Origin of the sequence: Cohnella sp. (assembly GCF_041641335.1) — a bacterium.
In the GTDB taxonomy this organism is placed as follows: Bacteria; Bacillota; Bacilli; order Paenibacillales; family Paenibacillaceae; genus Cohnella.
On the sequence record NZ_JBEPYQ010000122.1, the window covers coordinates 1 to 18483 of the forward strand.

The window sequence follows — 18483 nt, forward strand, 5'->3', positions numbered from 1 at the left end:
AAAGGCTTGCTGCAGATGTGACGCCACGTTCGCATGCGAACGCCAAGAGATCGGAGTCGTAAGACGATTGCACGATTGGGCAGTCACAAGCCCCCGCTTCAAACGAAGTTAAGTGGGGGTAATTGACAGGGTCCTTTCTGTGCATACTGGCCTCCAGCACGATCAATATCGCTTTGGAAATTCTGAAGGATCATTTTCAGACGAGTTTGGACACCGCACTTGGACGTTGACCGGCTTCATGCTTGCCATGGGCACGACGGCTCCGATCGTGGGTTATTTGGGAGAAAGGTTCAGCTACAAACATTCTGACGATCAGCCTGTATTCCGGCACGTTCCTGACGCCCGTCTTCCTGCAGCGGATCCAGCACGTGTCCGCGATGGATACCGGCTTGATCCTGCTGCCGGCGTCTCTGGCGATGGCGCTCGTGATGCCGATCGTCGGCAAGCTGTACAATTCGATCGGCCCGCGCTGGCTCATGTTCGCCGGCATCGTGCTGCTGTCGGTCGGAACGGTGACGCTGAGCTGGCTGAGCCTCGACGTGTCCCATGCCTATATTTTGTTCTGGATGGTCGTCCGCAATCTGGGCATCGCGCTCGTCATGATGCCGTCCAGCAACGCCGGCATGGAACTGCTGCCGCGCGAGCTGTCGGGCCATGCTTCCGCGATCATGAACTGGAACCGCAACGTGTTCGGATCGTTCGCCATCGCGATTTTCACGACGATGCTCGCCACGAGGTCCGCGCACCATGGCGCGGCATTCGTTCAGGCCGGGGAGACCGATCAGGCCTTCATCTCGGCCATGTCGTTCACGATGAGCGTGAACGACGTCTACCTGGTCGCCACCTTCATCGCGGCGGCCGCGCTGCCGCTCAGCCTGTTCGTGGGCAAAGTCAAGCCGCTCAAGGACGGGCAGCCGGAGAAAAAAGCCGCCTAATCGACTAAAAGCCGGATGCAGGAGGGGAAATATTCCGCCCTGCATCCGGTTTTTTCGTGCTATAATGAGTCGTTTGACGCATGCTCCGGCGAATGGGGCCGCGGTTCGAAAACTCCCGCGTTATCAAAACTAGGAGGATGTTTTCTATGTTCAATTTCGGTTGGGGCGTTCTGTTCGTCCTGGTCAACTTCGCGCTGTTCCTGCTCTGTTACCGGATGCTCGGCAAGACCGGCCTGTACGCCTGGGTCGCGGCCGCCGTCATTCTGGCCAACATTCAGGTCGTGAAGACGATCGGCATGTTCGGATTCGTTATGACGCTGGGCAACACGATGTACGGCACGATTTATTTGACGACGGACCTGATCAACGAGAAATACGGAGAGAAGGAGGCGAAGAAGGCGGTATGGTTCGGATTTTTCTTCCTTCTGATGTCGACGGCGATTATGCAGATGGCGCTGGTCTTCCAGCCGCAGGAGACCGACTTCGGCGATCCTGCGCTGCAGACGATCTTCGGTCTGGCTCCGCGCATCGCGCTGGGCAGTCTGGCCGCTTACTTCGTCAGCCAGCTTCTCGACGTGAAAATATTCAGCAAGCTAAGGGCGAAGTTCCCTTCCCGCAACCAGCTGTGGATTCGCATTAACGGCAGCATCGGCGTCAGCCAGATGGTCGATACGCTCATCTTCTGCACGATCGCGTTCGCCGGGGAATATTCCTGGGGCATCTGGTGGGACATCGTCATCACGACCTATGTGCTCAAATTCATCATCGCGATCGCTTCGACCCCGGTCATCTACTGGGCTCGCAGCTTTAGAACAAAGGAAGCATAAGGGAAAAAAAAGGATTTCCGGCTTCGGAATCGAAATCGGAATGGAGTAGCACGATAGCCGAATCTCAAGAGCGGATAAGCGACGAGGTGAGCGGATCGCGATGGAGAAGGACATTCGAGAGCGTAGGCTTGCCGGAGAGATTGACCGGTTGGAGCGGCAGTATCTGGTGGGGCGGGATCGCGAAATCCGCCTGTTTCTTGAACGTCTCGAGAACGGCTCGACTGCCGGAGGCCTGATTAACGTTTACGGTACCGGCGGAGTGGGAAAGAGCTATTTGCTCGACGAATTTCGCCGTCTGTCCGAGGCTGCCCAAGTCGGGTTTCTGCTCATGGACTGCCGCGCGCCGACCGTCGATCCCGCCGATTTCTGTCAGAGGCTGCTGCGCTCTCTGCGCTATCCGACAGATCGGTTGGACGCTCTCCGGACGGACGCGCTCCTGTTGAAGGAGATGTGCCTGGAAGCCATACGCGACACTGCGGGAGACGGCCCGTGGGTACTTGCTCTGGATACGTTCGAGGAGGCCGGAGAACTGGAGGATTGGCTGCGGGAACAGTTTTTCCCCCAGCTTAGTCCGCAGATTCGGATCGTCATTTCCGGAAGGATTCCGCTTCGGGGACCGTGGCTCGTCTCGCCGGGGTGGAGGCAGATAATCGTCCCTATGCCGCTGGAAGACTTTGGTTACGAGGATGTGAAGCAATACTTGTGTCGCTCGGGCATCGAGCGGGAGGAGCTTGTACACCGGGCATGGGACAGAACGCGGGGCCATCCTTTGACGCTCTCCCTGTTAGTGTCGACAACGCTCGTTCAATCTCTTCGGACGCCGCCTTCCCCTGCATTCGAGAGCGTATTCTCTCAAGTGGCGAACGCCTGGTTGATGGAGGTGCCCGATTCCGCCGTTCGGGAACTGGTGGAGGCTGCCGCCGTCTTGCGGCATTTTAATCAGGAGCTGCTGAGCTTCGTTCTGGAGAGGCAGGTGCAGACGGAGCAATTCCTGCGATTGACGGGGTTCTCGTTCGTCCGCAAGACAGGCAGCGGTTGGATGCTGCACGACATGCTGCGCGACGCCATCGGTTACGAGCTGCGCCAGCGGGCACCGAACTACTACGACCGTTTATGGAAGCGATGCGTGACCTTCTATTATCTCGCTCTGAAAAAAACGCCTCCAGGAAAATCGGCCGCATGGGAACGGACGGACTGGGTGTATTACATCGGCGACCGCCTGGTTCGGACCTTATTTTATCAACAACCCGACCGCGGCTTCACCGAGTCCTTGCATTCCGGGAATTGGGCGGAAGCCGAACAGTATGTGAAGCGCCGCCTTGCTTCGGCGGGCGACGTTCGCATCGTCAGGCAGGATCCGGAGTCCGGAGAGCATTTCGAATATTTCATCGAGGCCTCCGATAGCGTCAACGCTTATCGGCATGTCGACTTGCGGGAACTCTACCGGTTGGATCCGGGCATCGTCAAGCTGCTCCGGGACGCTGGCGGTCGCTTGTGCGGAGTGTCGGCGGTTGTGCCGATTCACGAACGAACGCTAGAGTATCTGCTTGCCCATCCGCTTTCTTCCGCCTATTTCTACAGTCTGACCAAGCATGAGATTGAACGGCTCAGAACCCCGCGCGAACAAGCGGCCGGTTATTTCGTCATGTTCATCGATGTGAGCGATTATTCCGACTCGGTTCAGTGTCACACGGCCGGAATGACCTTTATCCCCTACATGCTGTCCGCCGGTTTGACGGTTACGATTTCCCCGGAGATCCCTTTCTTTCATGCCATCTTCCGCGGTCTCGGATTCGAGAGAGTCGGGGAGGCCGCTTTTTTCGATTACGGCGACGGCAAGCCAGCGCCGTATTTCGTGCTGGATACGAGAGGTCAGAAGCTGCAGGATTACTTGAACAAAATGATTGCCTCGGTCGGTATTCCGCAGCTTCGGAACGACCGGAGCGAACGATTCATTATGCTGTCGCGACGCGAAAGAGAGGTCGTCGAGCTTTTGCTCCAAGGACGCTCTAATCTGGAAATTGCCCATGCACTGTTTCTGAGCGAAGCGACGGTGAAGAAACATATCTCCAACATTTACGGCAAGCTTCAGGTCAAGAAGCGCACGCAGTTGCTCCATCTATACGGAGGAGGGAGATCGCCGAACGATTGATCGCGGTCACAGTCGCAGCCCTGTTTCTTCTGCTCCTTTTTTACGACTTTCGGATAATATCCGCCGCAACCGCGCAGTGCTATCCTTAAATCGCTGTGTAAGAAATCGCGATTAAGGAAGGGCGTGTTCCATAATGACGAAGCTTTGGAGGAAGAAGCCGTTACTGCTGCTGCTTTTTATCGTCGCTCTATTGTCCAGCTCTATCGGATCCGCGTATGCGGCCGCCAACCTGGAGCCGATCAAAGCCTTTTTTAACCGGGGCGCGACGTTCGTGCTGAACGGCGAAGCGTGGCAGCCCAAAGACGCGAACGGCAAACCGATGTCGGCGATTTACTACAACGGGGTTAACTATTTGCCGGTTCGCGCCGTAGCCGAAGCCCTGAAAGTGCCGGTCAACTTCGACGCCGCCACGCAAAAAATTTATATCGGAGGCCAACCGGGAGGGCGGACGCCGATATTCGCCGTGCCGATGGAGATCGACAACATCTACGTGATTCCGTCCAGAGATCCGAAGGACACGCTCGTGAACGGCAAGCCGTACAAGGAAGTTCTGAAGATCGACCAGTATGGCGACATTGTCTTTACTTTGGACCGCAAGTACAAGCGGCTCGTTCTGGATGCCGCTATCGTCAGCCCCGGGGAGCACGACGTGGAATTTACGCTGTATAACGCAGGCGAGGAAGCCGGCAACACAGCGCTTACCGTACTTGAAACGCATACGGCGAGCTTGGAGGATTCGTCCGCACGGATGATCTTCGACGTAACGGGGCTGGACAAAATCAAAATCCACGTGCAAAGCCACAACCTGAATCCTTATATCTATGCGAGAATCATGGATACGTCTTATTTCGATAGCGAGTCGTCTTCCGCGACGGAAGGACGCTGAGCGCAATGGCGGCCTTCTTCAAACGATCGGTTGCGGCCGTTCTCTGCTGCCTGGCTCTAACTGCGGGATGGCCGGCGGGGCACGCGTCCGCCGCAACGATTCATCGTTTCGATATCCTCACGGACAAGGATTATTTGATCGCCGGAGTCTCTTATGAGACTATGCTGGTGACGGACAGGGCGAAATTTACGCAGATGATCGCCGTGTACGATTATTCCGTGAACAACGGCGCGACGTGGAGGCCGCTGGACATCGCCGGGTTTTTCGGACCCACGACCTTCCGCTTACCGCTCGATTCGCAGCTTACAAACGCGATCTTTCGCGTAGGAGCTGAATTTGATCCTCTAATCGGCTCGAAAACGTATTCCGAGAAAAGAATCGGTCCCTACCGAATCTTGCAGCCGCTCGGGCCGACGAACGTCGTGGCGAAGGCAAACAATGACGGTACGGTTTTGCTGACCTGGGACGACAATTCCAATATGGAATCCAGGTACCTGATTACCCGGAACGGTCCCGACGGCACCCAAGTGTTCTCCGTGGGGAACACGACGGATTACGTCGGACCTGTCGTCTTCACGGACAAGAACACAAATAAAAATAAAGATACGATCTACGTGTATTCCATCTCTGCGGAAATGGACGAAAAGTATTCCTTGCCGGAAGATCTGCACCCCGGCATCGTGTATGTTCCCGTTAAAACCAAGACTCCGATCAATCCGAATAAGGTGATTACCGATTTGCTCGTGGTGGATCTGAATAAATATCGGGTCGCGCCCGTGCAGACGGTTAACGACAAAGCGTCGATTATCGACAAGCGCCCGGACCTTGTCATCCCCCAATCGGTGTGGGAGCAATTCAACAACGGAAGCAAGACGCTGCCCGCCATAGCCGTGAGCAGCGTCGAGCTGAACGTCAAGTCCGCGGCGCTGCAGCCAGGGGCGACCTTCGCTCTCGTTGCCACGGTGCTGCCGTCCGATGCGACGAATCGGAAGGTTGTCTGGAGCAGCGACGACGAGCAGGTCGCCAGCGTCTCCGCAAGCGGCCAGGTTGCCGCTATCGCGCCGGGCACGGCGAAGATCACGGCGAAGACGGAGGAAGGGGGCTTTGCGGCCTCGGTTATCGTCACCGTATCGAAGCCACAGGCCGAGGAACAGGGCCCGGTCGAACCGGAGATCAGGCTAAGCGATATTGCGGATCATCCGGCGAAGCCGGAAATCATGGAGGCGGTCGCCCTCGGCTTCGTGACCGGCTATCCGGACGGCACCTTCCAGCCGTACGGGAACGTCACCCGGGCCGAATTCGCCAAGATGCTGATAAGCGGATTGAACCAGAAGGGAGACGGAGGCGAGCTGTCGTTCAACGACAAAAATGAGATCGGCAATTGGGCGCGGCCTATGGTCGCAGAGGCCGTGAAACGCGGTATCATTAAAGGGTATGCGGACAATACGTTCCGGCCGAACGCCAACATTACGCACGCGGAGATGATTTCTATGGTCATCCGCGCCTCCGGCTTCCCCCTAGACGAGACGCCGGGCCGAACAGGATTCGCGGACGACGCCGCTATTCCGGCGTGGGCGAAACCTTCCGTTTCCAAAGCGCAGGAAACTGGGATCATCATCGTCGGAGGGCTGTCCGCCAAGTTCGAGCCCCAGGCGCTCTCCACGCGCGCCGAAGCGGCATCGGCGATCGTGAAGATGCTGCAAGCCAGAAAAACGCAAGATTAACGCGACCGATTGCGTGAAGAAAGCCGCTTGCCCGACGAGGGAAGCGGCTTCTTCAGGCTTATAGAATCGCTTCTCCGTCTTCGGGGATGAGAACGCGATCCGCATAGGGAGTCGCGGCCAGCGCCGAGCGCAGGTGCTCCCTCGTCACGACGCAATGATTGATCGCCTCCATATGCACCGCGACGACGGTTGCGTCCGGAGCCTTCCGGCAGACGCTCAGCACGTCTTCGGGCGTCATCGTAATCGGGTCTCAGGCAAGGAAACGGGCGCCGCCTGCATTCACGACGACGGCCTCCGGCTTGAAGCCGTCAAGCGCCCGCTCGACTTCCTCGCAGTAGATCGTATCCCCCGCCAGGTACAGCGTCGGCTCTCCTTTCGCCCGCAGCACGAATCCCGACACCCGTCCCATCGCTTTGCCGATCTCCCCAGTGCCGTGACGACCTCCCGTCAAGCTTACTTCGACATTCCGAAACTCGGTCGACGTTCCGACCGGTCGCGCCGCCACAAAGCCAGCGTCATTAAAGGTCCCTTCGTCCCCGGGCTGGCACAGGATCGGCATCGTTTTCTGCAGCAGGGCTGCCGCCGCATCGTCCCAATGATCCTTGTGCAGATGAGTGACCAGAACGAGGTCGGATTCCGCCAAAGCGTTTGCCGGCAGCGGCAGTCCGACCGTCGGGTTGCGCCGCTCGTTCGGGGTGCCCGGAATCGGAGGGCTCGCACCCTGATCGCTCAGCATCGGGTCGACGAGAATGCGCAAGCCGCCGTATTCAAGCAGCAGCGTGGCGTGACGAATCAGTTGAAGCTTCATTTTTCATTTCCCCTATCTTCGTGGAATCCGCGTCTGTTACAATTATAGAAAGAGGTTGGCGGAACGGGGAACGGTCCCGTGAAACGAAAAAAGGCTGAACGGTTTCCCGATGAAAGGAGTTGGCGCGATTGGCGGGCTTAGCGGTAGACGAGACGGATTTGCGCATTTTGCGGTGCTTGGCGGAGAACGCCATGCTGTCGCATAAGGAGCTCGGGGAGCTCGTCCATATGACCGGACAGGCGGTCGGCGCCCGGATTCGGAAGCTGGAGGACGCCGGGGTGATCGAAGGGTACGCTGCGCGCATCGATCGGACGAAGCTCGGCCTTGCGCTGACCGCGTTCGTGACGGTGTTCTTGAAATCCGGCTCTGCGCACGAGAAGTTTCTGGCGTTCGCGGCGGGCGAGGAGAACGTGGAGGAAGTGCATCGGGTCAGCGGGGAAGGCTGTTACTGGCTGCGGACGAGAGCGGCGGGGCACGACGATTTGAACCGGTTTCTGGATCGGCTGCTCGAATACGGCAATTACAAGCTCAGCTTGTCCATCGGCAAATTAAAAGGATAAAGGCGCGGCGTGCGGCCCTCCGGAGCGTATCCGGAGGTTTTTTTGCTTTATTCGGCCTTCGCCATGCAACCCGAACGCTCAGGGACGCATCTTAATCATGTAGGGAGGGAAGCCGGTCTGGATGTCGTGAGAAGATTGATCGCCAAGGACGAATCCGCGCTGCGGGAGCTGATGGCCGAATACGGCGACGAGCTGATGCGCACCGCGTATTTGCTCGTCAAGGATCGGCAGACCGCGGAGGAGGCGGTTATGGATACGTTCGCGCAGGCGTACGCCAAGATCGGTCAGCTCAAGCAGCCCGACAAGCTGCGAAGCTGGCTGCTGCGCATCGTCGCGAACCGCTGCCGGATGAGAATGCGGACGTGGAGCTGGAGAAGTCTGTTTCCGTTCGAGCGCATAGAGAGCTTGGCCGAGGGAGAGGTGCCGGGGCCGGAAGAGCTGCTGCTGGCGCAGTGGCGCGGCGAGCGGTTAAGCGAGGCGATCCATGCGCTGGATTACAAGTACCGGGAAGTCATCGCGTTATATTATTTCAATGAATTAAGCGTGGCGGAAATCGCGGAGCAGTTGGACGGCAACGAGAATACGGTGAAAGCTCGGCTGTCCAGAGGAAGGGCGAAGCTGAAGTCGCTGTTGGGGGAGGGGGACGGAGATGGAGCGGGAGTCTATGAATAAAAAGCTGCGGGAGGAGCTGGACGGACTGCGGTTCGGCGGACAGGAGGACGTATTGCGGCGGACTCATCCCCGGTCCTGGCGCGATCGACTTCGGGGGCTGTGGAACAAGGAGCTCGAGATTCCGGTCGTGCCGCTTGGGCTGAGCTTTGCCGTCATTCTGGCCGTTGTCGCGGCTTCCCAGCTGCGGAGCCCGGAAGACGACGGCGACGCGGCTTCGGGGGATCCGAGGCAGTTGATCGAAGTCGGAGGCAACACGTATTGGAAGGACGATTACGAGAGGGCGGTGGCATCTATTGAAAGTGACGGTCAAGGTTAAGCATCTCGTCCTCGCTGCCCTGCTCTTAGGTACGGCGTTGTCTGTGCTGCAATTCGTCGTTATCCCGAAGCTTCAGGTCCGGGCGGCGGTCAAGGATTACGTAGCCGGGGCTCCCGGAGGCAAGAAAGCGATGCTGACGGCCATCGACCGAGCAGCTCCCACCCAAAGACTGGAGCTGATCCGCGAATATATGGTCTCCTATGTGGACGCTACCTCGCTGCGCAGCTTCGACGTGTACGTCGGCCCCGGATCGACGTACGCCTTCGGGCAAGGCCATGAAGAGAGCCGGGTCTGGAGCTGGGAGGAGAAGCTGCCTTATTTGCTGGAATACGTATCGGAAGGGCCGGCGGACAGTTCTCGGTACAGCGCGGCGACTCAGTTGGCGGAATATTACATGAGCGAGGGTCTCTCCGCAGAGGCGCTGGCCGTGCTGGAGAAGGCGGAGGAGCGCGGAGGGAACTGGCGGACGAAGCTGGCGCTGGAGCGCGCGAAGCTGTACGCAAGGCTGGGCGATTCGGGCGAGGCGATGCGGCTGGTGGAACGGTTGGAAGCGGAACCGCCGTCCGTCAACCTCGATTTCTCCGGTGAGGTCGCCCAGCTCAAGGCGCAGCTTCTGGTCGGGGAAGGCAAGGCGGATGCCGCCCTTCAAGCCGTGGACCGGGAGTTGAAGGCGCTGGAGGAGCGGATAGCGGAGGAGAAAAAGAAGTTTCCCGAGATGGGCGAGCTGACTCCGGCTAAGCTGGAGGAGCTGCGGCTGCTGCGCCGGCAGTTGGAGAAAGCGCTGGACGGAACTGGAGCGACCGTATCTGGCACGGTGAAGCGAAGCGACGGTCAGCCGTTGGCGCGAGTCGGGGTGTTCCTTCGTCGAGAAAGCGACGTCTATCACAGCATCGCGGACGGCGAGCCGTACCAGATTTTTACCGATGCCCAGGGACGTTATGAATTCAACAACGTCGTTCCGGGCAGCTATCAGCTGTACCTCGGACTGCCGTTCGAACAGATCGACGGCTGGACGTGGCCGACGATGAAAGACGATTGGATCAAGGTCGGAAGCGGCGATGCGTTGACCGAGAACGTCACGATGCGGCCCCTTATCGATATCCAGGAACCGGTAAACGGGGCTGAGCTGACAGGATCGACGGTGAAATTCTCCTGGGAGCCGGTCGAAGGGGCTTCGACCTATACGCTGTACGGAACGATTCCGATTGAGAGCGGAACGTCCAGCATGGCGATCCGGGAAGGAGTCGCGCAGAGCGAGATCGAGTTGTTCGCCGAGGATCTATATGAGACGGAGACCTCCTACTCCTTCCGGGACGTAGACGGCAAGCACGAGCTCGATTCCGCCTCCCTCCTCGGCTTCTCGAATCCGGAGCTTCGTTACTCGTGGTACGTGGAAGCGTACGATAAAGACGGCAGGCTGATTACCAGAAGCAACGGTTATCGATTGAACGAGGACACGATAGGCGCTCTGCCTTTCTTCTATTTGAAGGAGCGGGCGGCGACCGCCGCCGATCGTCTCATGCTGGATGGCCGGCTGGACGAGGCGTTGGCCGAGTATAAGCGGGCGCACGAAGCAGATCCGCTCGACCGCCACAGTCTGAATATGATTGCTCGCATCTACAGCGCGAAGGCTTCCTTAGCCCGTTCCGACGAATTGCGAGCACAGGCGATTCCTTATCTGGAGGCGCTGCTCCGGCTTGCTCCCGGCAACCGGAACGTTCTCTTCAATCTGTTCGACCATTACGACAAACGCAACGAATGGATCAAGGCCGAGGCGTATTACGAGCGGTATTTGGCGGCGGGTGGAGGGGAGACGGACGGTTACACTCAATCCCTGTATGCGACCTTCCTGATGAAGCAGAGAAGAATGGACGAAGCGATCGTCCAGTTCCGCGAAGCGTTGGAGCGCGATCGATCGCATCGCTTCGTCGGCCGCTATTTGGCGGCTGAGCTTTATGCCGGAGCATCGTTCGGGAAGGTCGCCGAGCTGGCGGCGGCGTATCCGGAGAGAGGGCCTTACGAGAGCGGACCGCCCGATTGGAGGAAGCTGGTCGAGACTTTGTCGGCGGAGAGCGAAGAGAATCCGGACGACTACCGGGAACTGCTCAAGCGTGCGCTGGAAGCCAGCTTCGACGGGGATTGGCAGACGGCGGACGCTGCCGGGAAGCCGGCTCTCCGGGCTTTTATAGCCGCATTGCGCAAAGTCGATTGATACGAATCCCGAGAGTCGGGCAAAAAACTCGTATTCGGCTCCCTGAGAGAAAACGCCCGCCCTAAGCGGGCGTTTTTGCCGTCAAGCTCGCGATTGCTTGTCTTGACTTCCCCGCACCCCGATTCTACACTGGTATAATTCATAAGGTTACAACGCCATCGGAGGGAAGAGTTTTGGCTACAGTCGCGGGAGTTAAAGGGGCGGCGAACCCGGGAACGAAGACGGTTTTGCCCGTTCTGCTGGCCATCAGCCTTGTCCATATGCTGAACGATTCGATGCAGGCGGTCGTTCCGGCTTTGTATCCGATCCTGCAGGAATCGCTAAACCTGTCGATGGTGCAGCTCGGGTGGATCGGATTCATGCTCAATATGACCTCATCGGTCATGCAGCCCGTCGTCGGCGCGTATTCGGACAAGAGGACGCTGCCGAACATGCTGCCGATCGGCATGGGGCTCAGCCTGATCGGCATGGTCGGGCTGGCGCTGGCGCCGCAATTCTGGGTGCTGCTGTTTGCGGTCGTGTTCATCGGGCTCGGCTCGGCCATCTTCCACCCGGAAGGGTCGCGCGTCGTTTATTTCGCGGCGGGAGGGCGGAGAGGCTTCGCCCAGTCCGTCTACCAGGTCGGAGGCAACGCGGGGAGCACGCTCGGACCGCTGATGACCGCACTCATCTTCGTTCACTTGGGCCAGATTGGCGCGATGTGGGGGACGCTGTTTGCCGGCTTCGGGATCGCGGTGCTGCTCGGCCTGCTTCCCTGGTACAAGCGTAAGCTCGGCGAATGGGAACGTCAGCGGGCGGCCACGGCGGCGGCCCGCGCATCCGGATCGACCGTGACCGAGAAGGCGAGCCATCCGCGGGTCAAGTTCGCGATGGGCATGCTCGTCTTCCTCGTGTTCGCGCGCTCCTGGTATCATTCGGGCATCGGCAGCTTTTATCAATTTTACTTGAAGTTCGATTACGGGCTGACGACGCAGCAGGCGCAAATTCCCGTGTTCCTGTTTCTGGCCGCGGGCGTGCTCGGCACGTTCTTCGGAGGCGTGCTGGCGGACAAGTTCGGCCTGAAGAACATGATCGTATTCTCCATCGCGGGGGCGGCCCCGCTTGCGCTTCTGCTGCCGCATTTGCCGCTGGTCTGGGTGTACCCGCTCATCGCGGTGCTCGGCTTCGTCATCCTGTCGGGCTTCTCAGTCAGCGTCGTCTACGCGCAGTTCCTCATGCCGGCGAACGTAGGCATGGCATCGGGACTGACGACAGGGCTTGCCTTCGGGATGGGCGCGATCGGCGGAGTCGCTCTCGGCCAAGCAATCGACACGTTCGGCATTAACGACGTCATGTTCGCGATCAGCTTTTTCCCGCTTGTCGGCCTGTTTGCCCTGCTGCTGCCTTCGGATCGCCCGAAGAGAAGCGCGGGAGCGGCGTCCGGATAAAAATAAACCGTTACTCATGGAAGAGAAGCCGTCTCCGCATCGCGGGGGCGGTTTTTTTTACCCTTCGTTCAGCAGGCTTGCCCAATATGCCCGTTCCACGAGCTATCTGAAGATGGGGTCCGACCTGATACATAATCAGGATTTATGACACTATGAGATGGACTTGTCCGGGAGCCGTAGACGGCCGATCGGCGTTGTCATAGAATATGTCGAAAACGGATCAGGGGATTGCGGGAGCGGCCTAATGCAACATAGAGAGCACTGCTATCGTCACTACAATACAGGAAAGTTTTTCCGTACAGGATAAGGGGGATCTGCGATGAAAACAAGAATGGCTTGGCTGACGGTCTCCTTCGCCGCGCTGCTGCTCATCGGAAGCTGCGTCGTGAAGAAGGCCGACGAACCGTCCGGCGGCGGAGAAGCCGCTCCGGCGATTGCGGCGGAAGCTTCCCTAAACCGCGCCGTGGAGGCCTCCGAGGGGGCGCGGATCGGCAAGCAGGGAGAGAGGACGTTGCCGCCGACCGCCAAGAAGCATCCGATGTACGTCAAGGATCTGTTGCATACGAAGCTGGAAGCGAAAGCGGGGACAGAGAGCGTCAAGCTCGTTTTCTCGGTGACGAACGTATCCGGCCGCGAGCTTGAGCTGACGTTCGGCTCCGGCATGCAATACGACTTCGCCGTGTACGACGGGCGGCATGACGAGGTGTTCAGATGGGCGCTCGATAAAAGCTTTACGCAAGCGCTGATCGAGAAGAAGCTGGAGCGGAACGAGGCGATCGAGTTCGAGGAAGAGTGGAACCTTGCGGACAACTCCGGAGCGCCGGTTCCGGACGGGGACTATACGGTGCGGCTGATCGTTCGCGCTGCAGTAGATCTGCCGGGAGGACAGCTTCTCGCTCCCGGACAGTTGGAGGCCGAGACGGACGTGACGATCAAGAAGGAGCAGAGCTAACTGCAGCTCTGCTCCACTTCTATCCGGCCGTCCGCCCGAAGCGTAACCGTGGCCGTGCCGGATAGGCTCTCCGTATACCCGCAGACGACGGCTTCCTTCGGTTCACCGCCGTCGAAGACGAACTTCTGGTAGACGCCGCCTTCTCCGGTCAGGCTGAGCTCGGGCCTGATCTTGGCGCTCTGTCCGGCTTCGATGCGCTGCCGGTAGAAGTGCTTCGAGCTGCCGGAGCTGGAGACGGCGCGGGTTTCGACTGCGACGAGATCGGCGCTCGTCTCGTTCACGACCGTGATTCTCAGCGGTCCGAAAGGTTCCATCCATTTGATTCCCCATAGAATGAACAGGACGAGCAGGGCTCCGATCGACAGATAGACGAGCATCAGGCGTCTAAGCAATCTCATGGCGGTTCGTCACAGATCCCTTCTGAGCGCCCGCAGCACGTCGATCCGCGTAGCTCTGCGAGCCGGACGAGAGCCGGACAGCAGGGCGACGGCAAGCGAGATCAGGCTCGACAGCGCGGCCAGATAACCCGGAATGAAGGAGAAGCGGAAATCTTGCGGCACCTTCTCGTCCATGAAGCCTTCGATAATGAGCGGGAGACCGGCGTTCACGGCCATCGAGACTACATACGCGACGGCCGTGCCGATGATCGCCCCGAGCAAGCCGATCATGGCGCTCTCCAGCAGGAAGATTCGCCGGATGGCCGACGGATGGGCGCCGATCGCCTTCATGATGCCGATATCCTGCGCGCGTTCGGTGACGGCCATCGTCATCGTATTGTAGATGCCAATGGAGGCGATCAGCACGGCGATCGTGCCGACGAATACGAGACCGATCTTCATGATGAGGAACACGAGATTGATCTGATCGAGCTCGTCCGCGATGGAGTGGACGAAGTAGCCTTGCTCGCGAATTTGCTCCACGATTGCCTTCACATGCCGGGCACCGTCCGCAATAACCTGAATCTCGCTATACTGGCGCGGATCCTGCAGTCCCGGCGGCTCGTAGCCTTCGGGATTTTCCTTGTCCGGCGCGATGCGCTGCTCGCCCCATTGCGTGCCGGTGAAGCTCTCGATGTTCCCCATCGCCGCGTTGCCGACGTATGTCGAATTATCGAGCTGCCATTCGCGCGAAGGCTTGGCGGCAATGCCGACGATCTTGACGGAGAACGACTTCTTCCGCTCGGTTCCGTCCGTCTCGAACTGGGAAGCTTCCATGCTCATCGTCTTGCCGAGCCACTCCTCGGCGGAGGGAGGCTCGTCGCCCGGCTTGAAGCCTTCGGCGGGCATCCGCGAATAATACCCGACGACGACTTCGTCATCCGCTTGCGGGAGACGTCCCGAGCTGAGTCCGAAGCCCGCCGCGGTCTCGGCTGCGAAGTCGACGTTGATGACTTTTCCGGGGGTTAAGGCTACCCCGTCGACGGTAGAACGAATCGTCTGCCGGACGTTGTTCCGATACGTGACCGCTTTGACGCGATCGACGGAACGCAGGTACGCGATGCCCTTCTCGTCGATCTGGCGGTCCACGCCGTCTTTCGAAGCAATGCCGTAGATGTCGATGGCGGTGACGAGCCGGTCTCCGACGACCTTGTCGACGATGCTCTTCTGCAAGCCGAACCCGACCGAAGCGAGCACGATCAGGAAGGCGCAGCCCATTGCCGTCGCGAGCACGGTCATGAACAGGCGCGTTTTGTTTTTCTTCATATTTTGCCGGACGAACCGGACCTGGTCATTGAATTTCATAAGAATGGGCTTCTCCCTTCCGCGGAGCATTCAACAAGTAGCCGTCCTTCAGCGCGATGGTGCGATGGGCCGTGGCGGCGACCTGTTCGTCGTGAGTGATGAGGACGAACGTAATGCCGAGCTCCCGGTTAAGCTCCCGGATGAGAGCCAGCAGCTGCCGTTCGTTGTCGCTGTCGAGGCTTCCGGTAGGCTCGTCTGCGAGCACGATCGGCGGATTGAGCATGAGCGCCCTGGCAACGGACACGCGCTGCTGCTGGCCGCCCGACAGCTCTCCGGGATAATGGCCGGCGTATTCGGCGACGCCGACTTGATGAAGCAGCGCCATGACGCGTTTTTTGCGTTCCGCTACGTCGACTCCCTTAAGCACGAGCGGCAGCTCGGCGTTCTCGAACGCGGTCATGCTCGGGATGAGCTGGAAGCTCTGGAACATGAAGCCCAGATGGGCGAGCCGGAAGCTGGCCCAATCCCCTTCGCTTAGTCCGGTCACGGCCTGCCCCGCCACGCGGATTGTCCCCGACGTCGGGTGAATGTAACCGGACATTAAGTTCAGCAGCGTGGATTTGCCGGATCCGCTTCGTCCGACGATCGCGACGATTTCTCCTTTTTCGACGTGCAAGTCGATATCGTGCAGCACGGGCACGACCCGTTCCCGGCCTTTCTTGCCGATGACGAACCGGTGGCTGACTTGGATCATTTCTATCATGCGTTGTTCCTCCGCTCCTATCTCTGTCTATATAGGTTGAACCCGTGTACAGGAAGCTATTGCATCCCCTTTCTTCGTTTCATTGGGTCCGTTCTTCGACGTATGTGTGGTTCCGCTTATCTAGTCGTTGCAACCTATATACATGATTGTATAGGCGTAATCTTAATGATTCGGTAACAACACCTAAAGAAAATCTTAAGATTGGCCGACGGCCGTTCAACGAACTTTCAGCCCCTGCTAAGGTTCTCCTAAGGTTGGTTTCAGCCCTCGCTCAGGATTGGAGGCAATACTGGACGAGGCAAGACCAAATTTCCTGTTAAGGAGGACCACAGATGAGAAAGTCGGTTAAGACGCTTGGCATTACGGCCGCTCTGGCGGTCATGATCCCGTTCTCCGCTTACGCGGCGACGGTATCGGGCGATACGTCCGCGTCTGGTGGGGCGAAGACAGCGCCAACAGAAAAGAGCCACAGAGGCTTCGGAGCGGAGTTGTCCGGGAAAGGCGCGGTCGGCGAGGAAGTGCTGGAGCTGCTCAAACTGGACAAGGAGACTTACCGGGAGAAATTAAAAGCAGGCTCGACGCTGGCGCAGATCGCGGAAGAGCAAGGAGTGAGCAGGGAGAGCTTGAAAGCCGCATTGACCGAGGCGTACGACAAGAAGCTGGAGGAGCGGAAGCAGAAGTTCGCGGACGGGCTGGACGCCTTGATCGACGCTCGGCCGGGAACTGGCGGGCACCATCCGGGCAAAGGCGCCGATCGGATCGCAGCAGCGGATTTGACCGCGATCGCGGAAACGCTGGGGCTGACCGCGGACGAATTGAAGGCGCAGCTTAAGGAGAGCAAGACGATCGCTGAAGTCGCCGCGGACAAAGGCGTGGACGTTCAGAAGCTCGTCGACGCGCAGAAGGCGGCGATCGAGAAGAGCGTTGCCGAAGCGCTGCAAGCTGGCGAGATCACGCAGGCGCAGGCGGACAAGAAGCGGGCGGAAGCGGGCGAGAAGGCGGAGCGGATCGTTAACGGCGGCTTCCGGCACGGCGGCGGGGAGCGCGGACACGGCGCCGGGAAACCGGCCAAGCCGAACGCGGCTGCCGACAGCTCGGCGGAATAAGACGGGGCTGTCCCATAAGTAGGTACGTACAAGATTATTGATGAAAAAAGTGGGTATCTATCTCCTGGAGACTGCCTCATACGGTCCTGAAATCACCTTTTGACGGGTTTACCGTTTTTCCCATTTCAGGATCGTATAGCATCGGAAGGAGATAGATGCCCATTACCATGAATCGATCGATAATCGTCAACCGCCTACGGTCAAGCGAACCTCGATGCCGGAAGGGTCCTGCGTACGCACGAAGCCGTCTTTCCTCTCCGCTTGGAAGCCGGCGCGTTCCAGGTCGGCGGCGATGCGCTCCAGCTCCGCGGCTTCGGGAACGACAATCGTGTAATAGGTCAGACCTGTTGCGTGCGCCGGGGCCAGGGGAGCGCCGACGCCGGCCCACACATTGATGCCGATATGGTGGTGATAGCCGCCGGCGGAGATGAAGCAGGCGCGCATCGTCCGGGAGAGATCGGCGACGACATCGAAGCCGATGACGTCGCAATAGAAAGCGCGCGACGCGGCGAGATCGCTCACGTGCAGATGGATGTGGCCCAGCGTCGTGCCCTCCGGAAGCCCGTTCCACGGCTTGTCTCCCGCCAGTTCCAGCAACCCGCGGATGTCGACCGGATCGGTAGCCATCACGTAATTGCCGTCGGCGTCCTTTCGCCACTGAGAACGCGGACGGTCGCAGTAGATTTCGATGCCGTTGTTGTCGGGATCGGAGATGTACAGCGCTTCGCTGACCAGATGATCGCCCTGTCCGATCGGGATGCCGGATTCGACCAGCCGTCGGAGCGACAGTCCGAGCTGCTCCCGAGTCGGCACGAGAATCGCGAAGTGGTACAGTCCGGCCGCCGATCTCTCCGGCGTAACGACGGCGTTCGTAATCTGTTCCAGAACGAGAAATTCGGCGCGGTCGTCGACCGTCAGCGAAGCGCTGATCCCGGCGCGGCCGAGCAGGCGGAAGCCGACGATCTCCGTGTAGAAGCGGATGGAGCGGTCGAGATCGCTGACTCTGAGCTGAAGCCGGCCAAGCGCGGTATCGGGGTGAATAGAACGGGCCATGTTCGTCATACCTCCGTAAAAAACTGCCCGACAGGCATGCGAGGCCTGCGGGCAGTCGTTCAGAATGGTTTGATTATTGTCTTTGCGTCGCCTGGGTGAACCGCTCCTGAATCAAGGAGTTGCTTATTTTCCACGCGGACAGATCTTCTTGCACGAGCTGCGTCGACGATTTCTTCGCAGGGGCGAACAAGAGCGCGTCCTTCGGTTGTTCTCCGACGGCCAAGCTGACTTTGCCGTTTTTGGATACGTAGACGTTCATGCCAGCAAACCTCCCAAAACCATTTTGACCAAGAAGACGAGATACGGGTTTTTATTCATTATAGCATCATTGACGCTTTCCTGATACGTGACGTATTTGCGGTTGTCCCAATCCGGGCCGGCGGGACAATGCAGCGTCAGAACGTGCTC

At 59.0% G+C, this 18483-nt stretch carries 19 protein-coding genes; 12 read left to right on the plus strand and 7 right to left on the minus strand.

The window, feature by feature from the left end; genetic code table 11:
* Positions 1 to 242 precede the first annotated feature (242 nt).
* The 5 genes from ACESLM_RS27500 (at position 243) to ACESLM_RS27520 (ending at position 6524) form a co-directional block, all read left to right on the plus strand.
* Positions 243 to 935, plus strand: a complete 693-nt coding sequence (locus ACESLM_RS27500; RefSeq protein WP_372637080.1) for an MFS transporter — start codon at positions 243 to 245, stop codon at positions 933 to 935.
* A 146-nt stretch (positions 936 to 1081) separates the two neighbouring features.
* Positions 1082 to 1762 carry a queuosine precursor transporter gene (locus ACESLM_RS27505; protein ID WP_372637083.1) on the plus strand — a complete coding sequence of 227 codons (681 nt, stop codon included), beginning with the start codon at positions 1082 to 1084 and terminating at the stop codon, positions 1760 to 1762.
* 100 nt (positions 1763 to 1862) lie between these two features.
* The gene (locus tag ACESLM_RS27510) at positions 1863 to 3914 is read left to right on the plus strand and encodes a LuxR C-terminal-related transcriptional regulator (protein WP_372637086.1); all 2052 of its coding nucleotides are present in this window, start codon (positions 1863 to 1865) and stop codon (positions 3912 to 3914) included.
* A gap of 133 nt (positions 3915 to 4047) precedes the next feature.
* Positions 4048 to 4800, plus strand: coding sequence for a stalk domain-containing protein (locus ACESLM_RS27515; RefSeq protein WP_372637089.1), 753 nt, complete (start codon positions 4048 to 4050; stop codon positions 4798 to 4800).
* A 5-nt stretch (positions 4801 to 4805) separates the two neighbouring features.
* Positions 4806 to 6524, plus strand: coding sequence for an S-layer homology domain-containing protein (locus ACESLM_RS27520; protein WP_372637092.1), 1719 nt, complete (start codon positions 4806 to 4808; stop codon positions 6522 to 6524).
* A 58-nt stretch (positions 6525 to 6582) separates the two neighbouring features.
* Here the strand turns inward: ACESLM_RS27520 and ACESLM_RS27525 are convergent, their stop codons facing one another.
* Both ACESLM_RS27525 and ACESLM_RS27530 read right to left on the minus strand, forming a co-directional pair.
* Positions 6583 to 6762 carry a hypothetical protein gene (locus tag ACESLM_RS27525; protein ID WP_372637096.1) on the minus strand — a complete coding sequence of 60 codons (180 nt, stop codon included), beginning with the start codon at positions 6760 to 6762 and terminating at the stop codon, positions 6583 to 6585.
* Between the two features lie 12 nt (positions 6763 to 6774).
* Complete coding sequence (locus ACESLM_RS27530) at positions 6775 to 7332, minus strand: MBL fold metallo-hydrolase (RefSeq protein WP_372637098.1); 558 nt, start codon at positions 7330 to 7332, stop codon at positions 6775 to 6777.
* A gap of 128 nt (positions 7333 to 7460) precedes the next feature.
* On the opposite strand from ACESLM_RS27530, the gene ACESLM_RS27535 reads away from it, so the two are divergent.
* The 6 genes from ACESLM_RS27535 (at position 7461) to ACESLM_RS27560 (ending at position 13471) form a co-directional block, all read left to right on the plus strand.
* A complete protein-coding gene (locus ACESLM_RS27535) occupies positions 7461 to 7892 on the plus strand; it encodes an Lrp/AsnC family transcriptional regulator (RefSeq protein ID WP_372637101.1) in 432 nt (143 codons plus the stop codon).
* A 126-nt stretch (positions 7893 to 8018) separates the two neighbouring features.
* Positions 8019 to 8564: a sigma-70 family RNA polymerase sigma factor gene (locus ACESLM_RS27540; RefSeq protein WP_372637104.1), complete on the plus strand. Its 546-nt coding sequence runs from the start codon at positions 8019 to 8021 to the stop codon at positions 8562 to 8564.
* Positions 8557 to 8880, plus strand: coding sequence for a hypothetical protein (locus tag ACESLM_RS27545; protein ID WP_372637107.1), 324 nt, complete (start codon positions 8557 to 8559; stop codon positions 8878 to 8880). Before ACESLM_RS27540 ends, ACESLM_RS27545 begins: the two co-directional genes overlap by 8 nt.
* A complete protein-coding gene (locus tag ACESLM_RS27550) occupies positions 8864 to 11092 on the plus strand; it encodes a carboxypeptidase regulatory-like domain-containing protein (protein ID WP_372637129.1) in 2229 nt (742 codons plus the stop codon). Before ACESLM_RS27545 ends, ACESLM_RS27550 begins: the two co-directional genes overlap by 17 nt.
* A 173-nt stretch (positions 11093 to 11265) precedes the next feature.
* Complete coding sequence (locus tag ACESLM_RS27555; RefSeq protein WP_372637109.1) at positions 11266 to 12519, plus strand: MFS transporter; 1254 nt, start codon at positions 11266 to 11268, stop codon at positions 12517 to 12519.
* A 319-nt stretch (positions 12520 to 12838) separates the two neighbouring features.
* Positions 12839 to 13471 (plus strand): BsuPI-related putative proteinase inhibitor, encoded by a 633-nt coding sequence (locus ACESLM_RS27560; RefSeq protein WP_372637111.1) that lies wholly within the window; start codon positions 12839 to 12841, stop codon positions 13469 to 13471.
* Here ACESLM_RS27560 and ACESLM_RS27565 read toward each other — a convergent pair.
* From ACESLM_RS27565 to ACESLM_RS27575, 3 genes are read right to left on the minus strand one after another with little or no spacing between them, the layout of a single operon-like run.
* On the minus strand, positions 13468 to 13869 hold the full coding sequence (locus ACESLM_RS27565; RefSeq protein WP_372637114.1) for a hypothetical protein: 402 nt from the start codon (positions 13867 to 13869) through the stop codon (positions 13468 to 13470). The two genes, ACESLM_RS27560 and ACESLM_RS27565, sit on opposite strands and share 4 nt — an antisense overlap.
* 9 nt (positions 13870 to 13878) lie before the next feature.
* Positions 13879 to 15213 (minus strand): ABC transporter permease, encoded by a 1335-nt coding sequence (locus ACESLM_RS27570; RefSeq protein WP_372637116.1) that lies wholly within the window; start codon positions 15211 to 15213, stop codon positions 13879 to 13881.
* Positions 15200 to 15916 carry an ABC transporter ATP-binding protein gene (locus ACESLM_RS27575; RefSeq protein WP_372637119.1) on the minus strand — a complete coding sequence of 239 codons (717 nt, stop codon included), beginning with the start codon at positions 15914 to 15916 and terminating at the stop codon, positions 15200 to 15202. The genes ACESLM_RS27570 and ACESLM_RS27575 overlap by 14 nt, the downstream gene beginning before the upstream one ends.
* 332 nt (positions 15917 to 16248) lie before the next feature.
* Here ACESLM_RS27575 and ACESLM_RS27580 point away from each other — a divergent pair, with 332 nt between their 5' ends.
* Positions 16249 to 17022 (plus strand): hypothetical protein, encoded by a 774-nt coding sequence (locus ACESLM_RS27580; RefSeq protein ID WP_372637121.1) that lies wholly within the window; start codon positions 16249 to 16251, stop codon positions 17020 to 17022.
* A 186-nt stretch (positions 17023 to 17208) separates the two neighbouring features.
* Here the strand turns inward: ACESLM_RS27580 and ACESLM_RS27585 are convergent, their stop codons facing one another.
* Positions 17209 to 18075: a VOC family protein gene (locus ACESLM_RS27585; protein WP_372637124.1), complete on the minus strand. Its 867-nt coding sequence runs from the start codon at positions 18073 to 18075 to the stop codon at positions 17209 to 17211.
* Positions 18076 to 18148: 73 nt separating this feature from the next.
* Positions 18149 to 18334, minus strand: a complete 186-nt coding sequence (locus ACESLM_RS27590; RefSeq protein WP_372637126.1) for a hypothetical protein — start codon at positions 18332 to 18334, stop codon at positions 18149 to 18151.
* Positions 18335 to 18483: the final 149 nt, after the last annotated feature.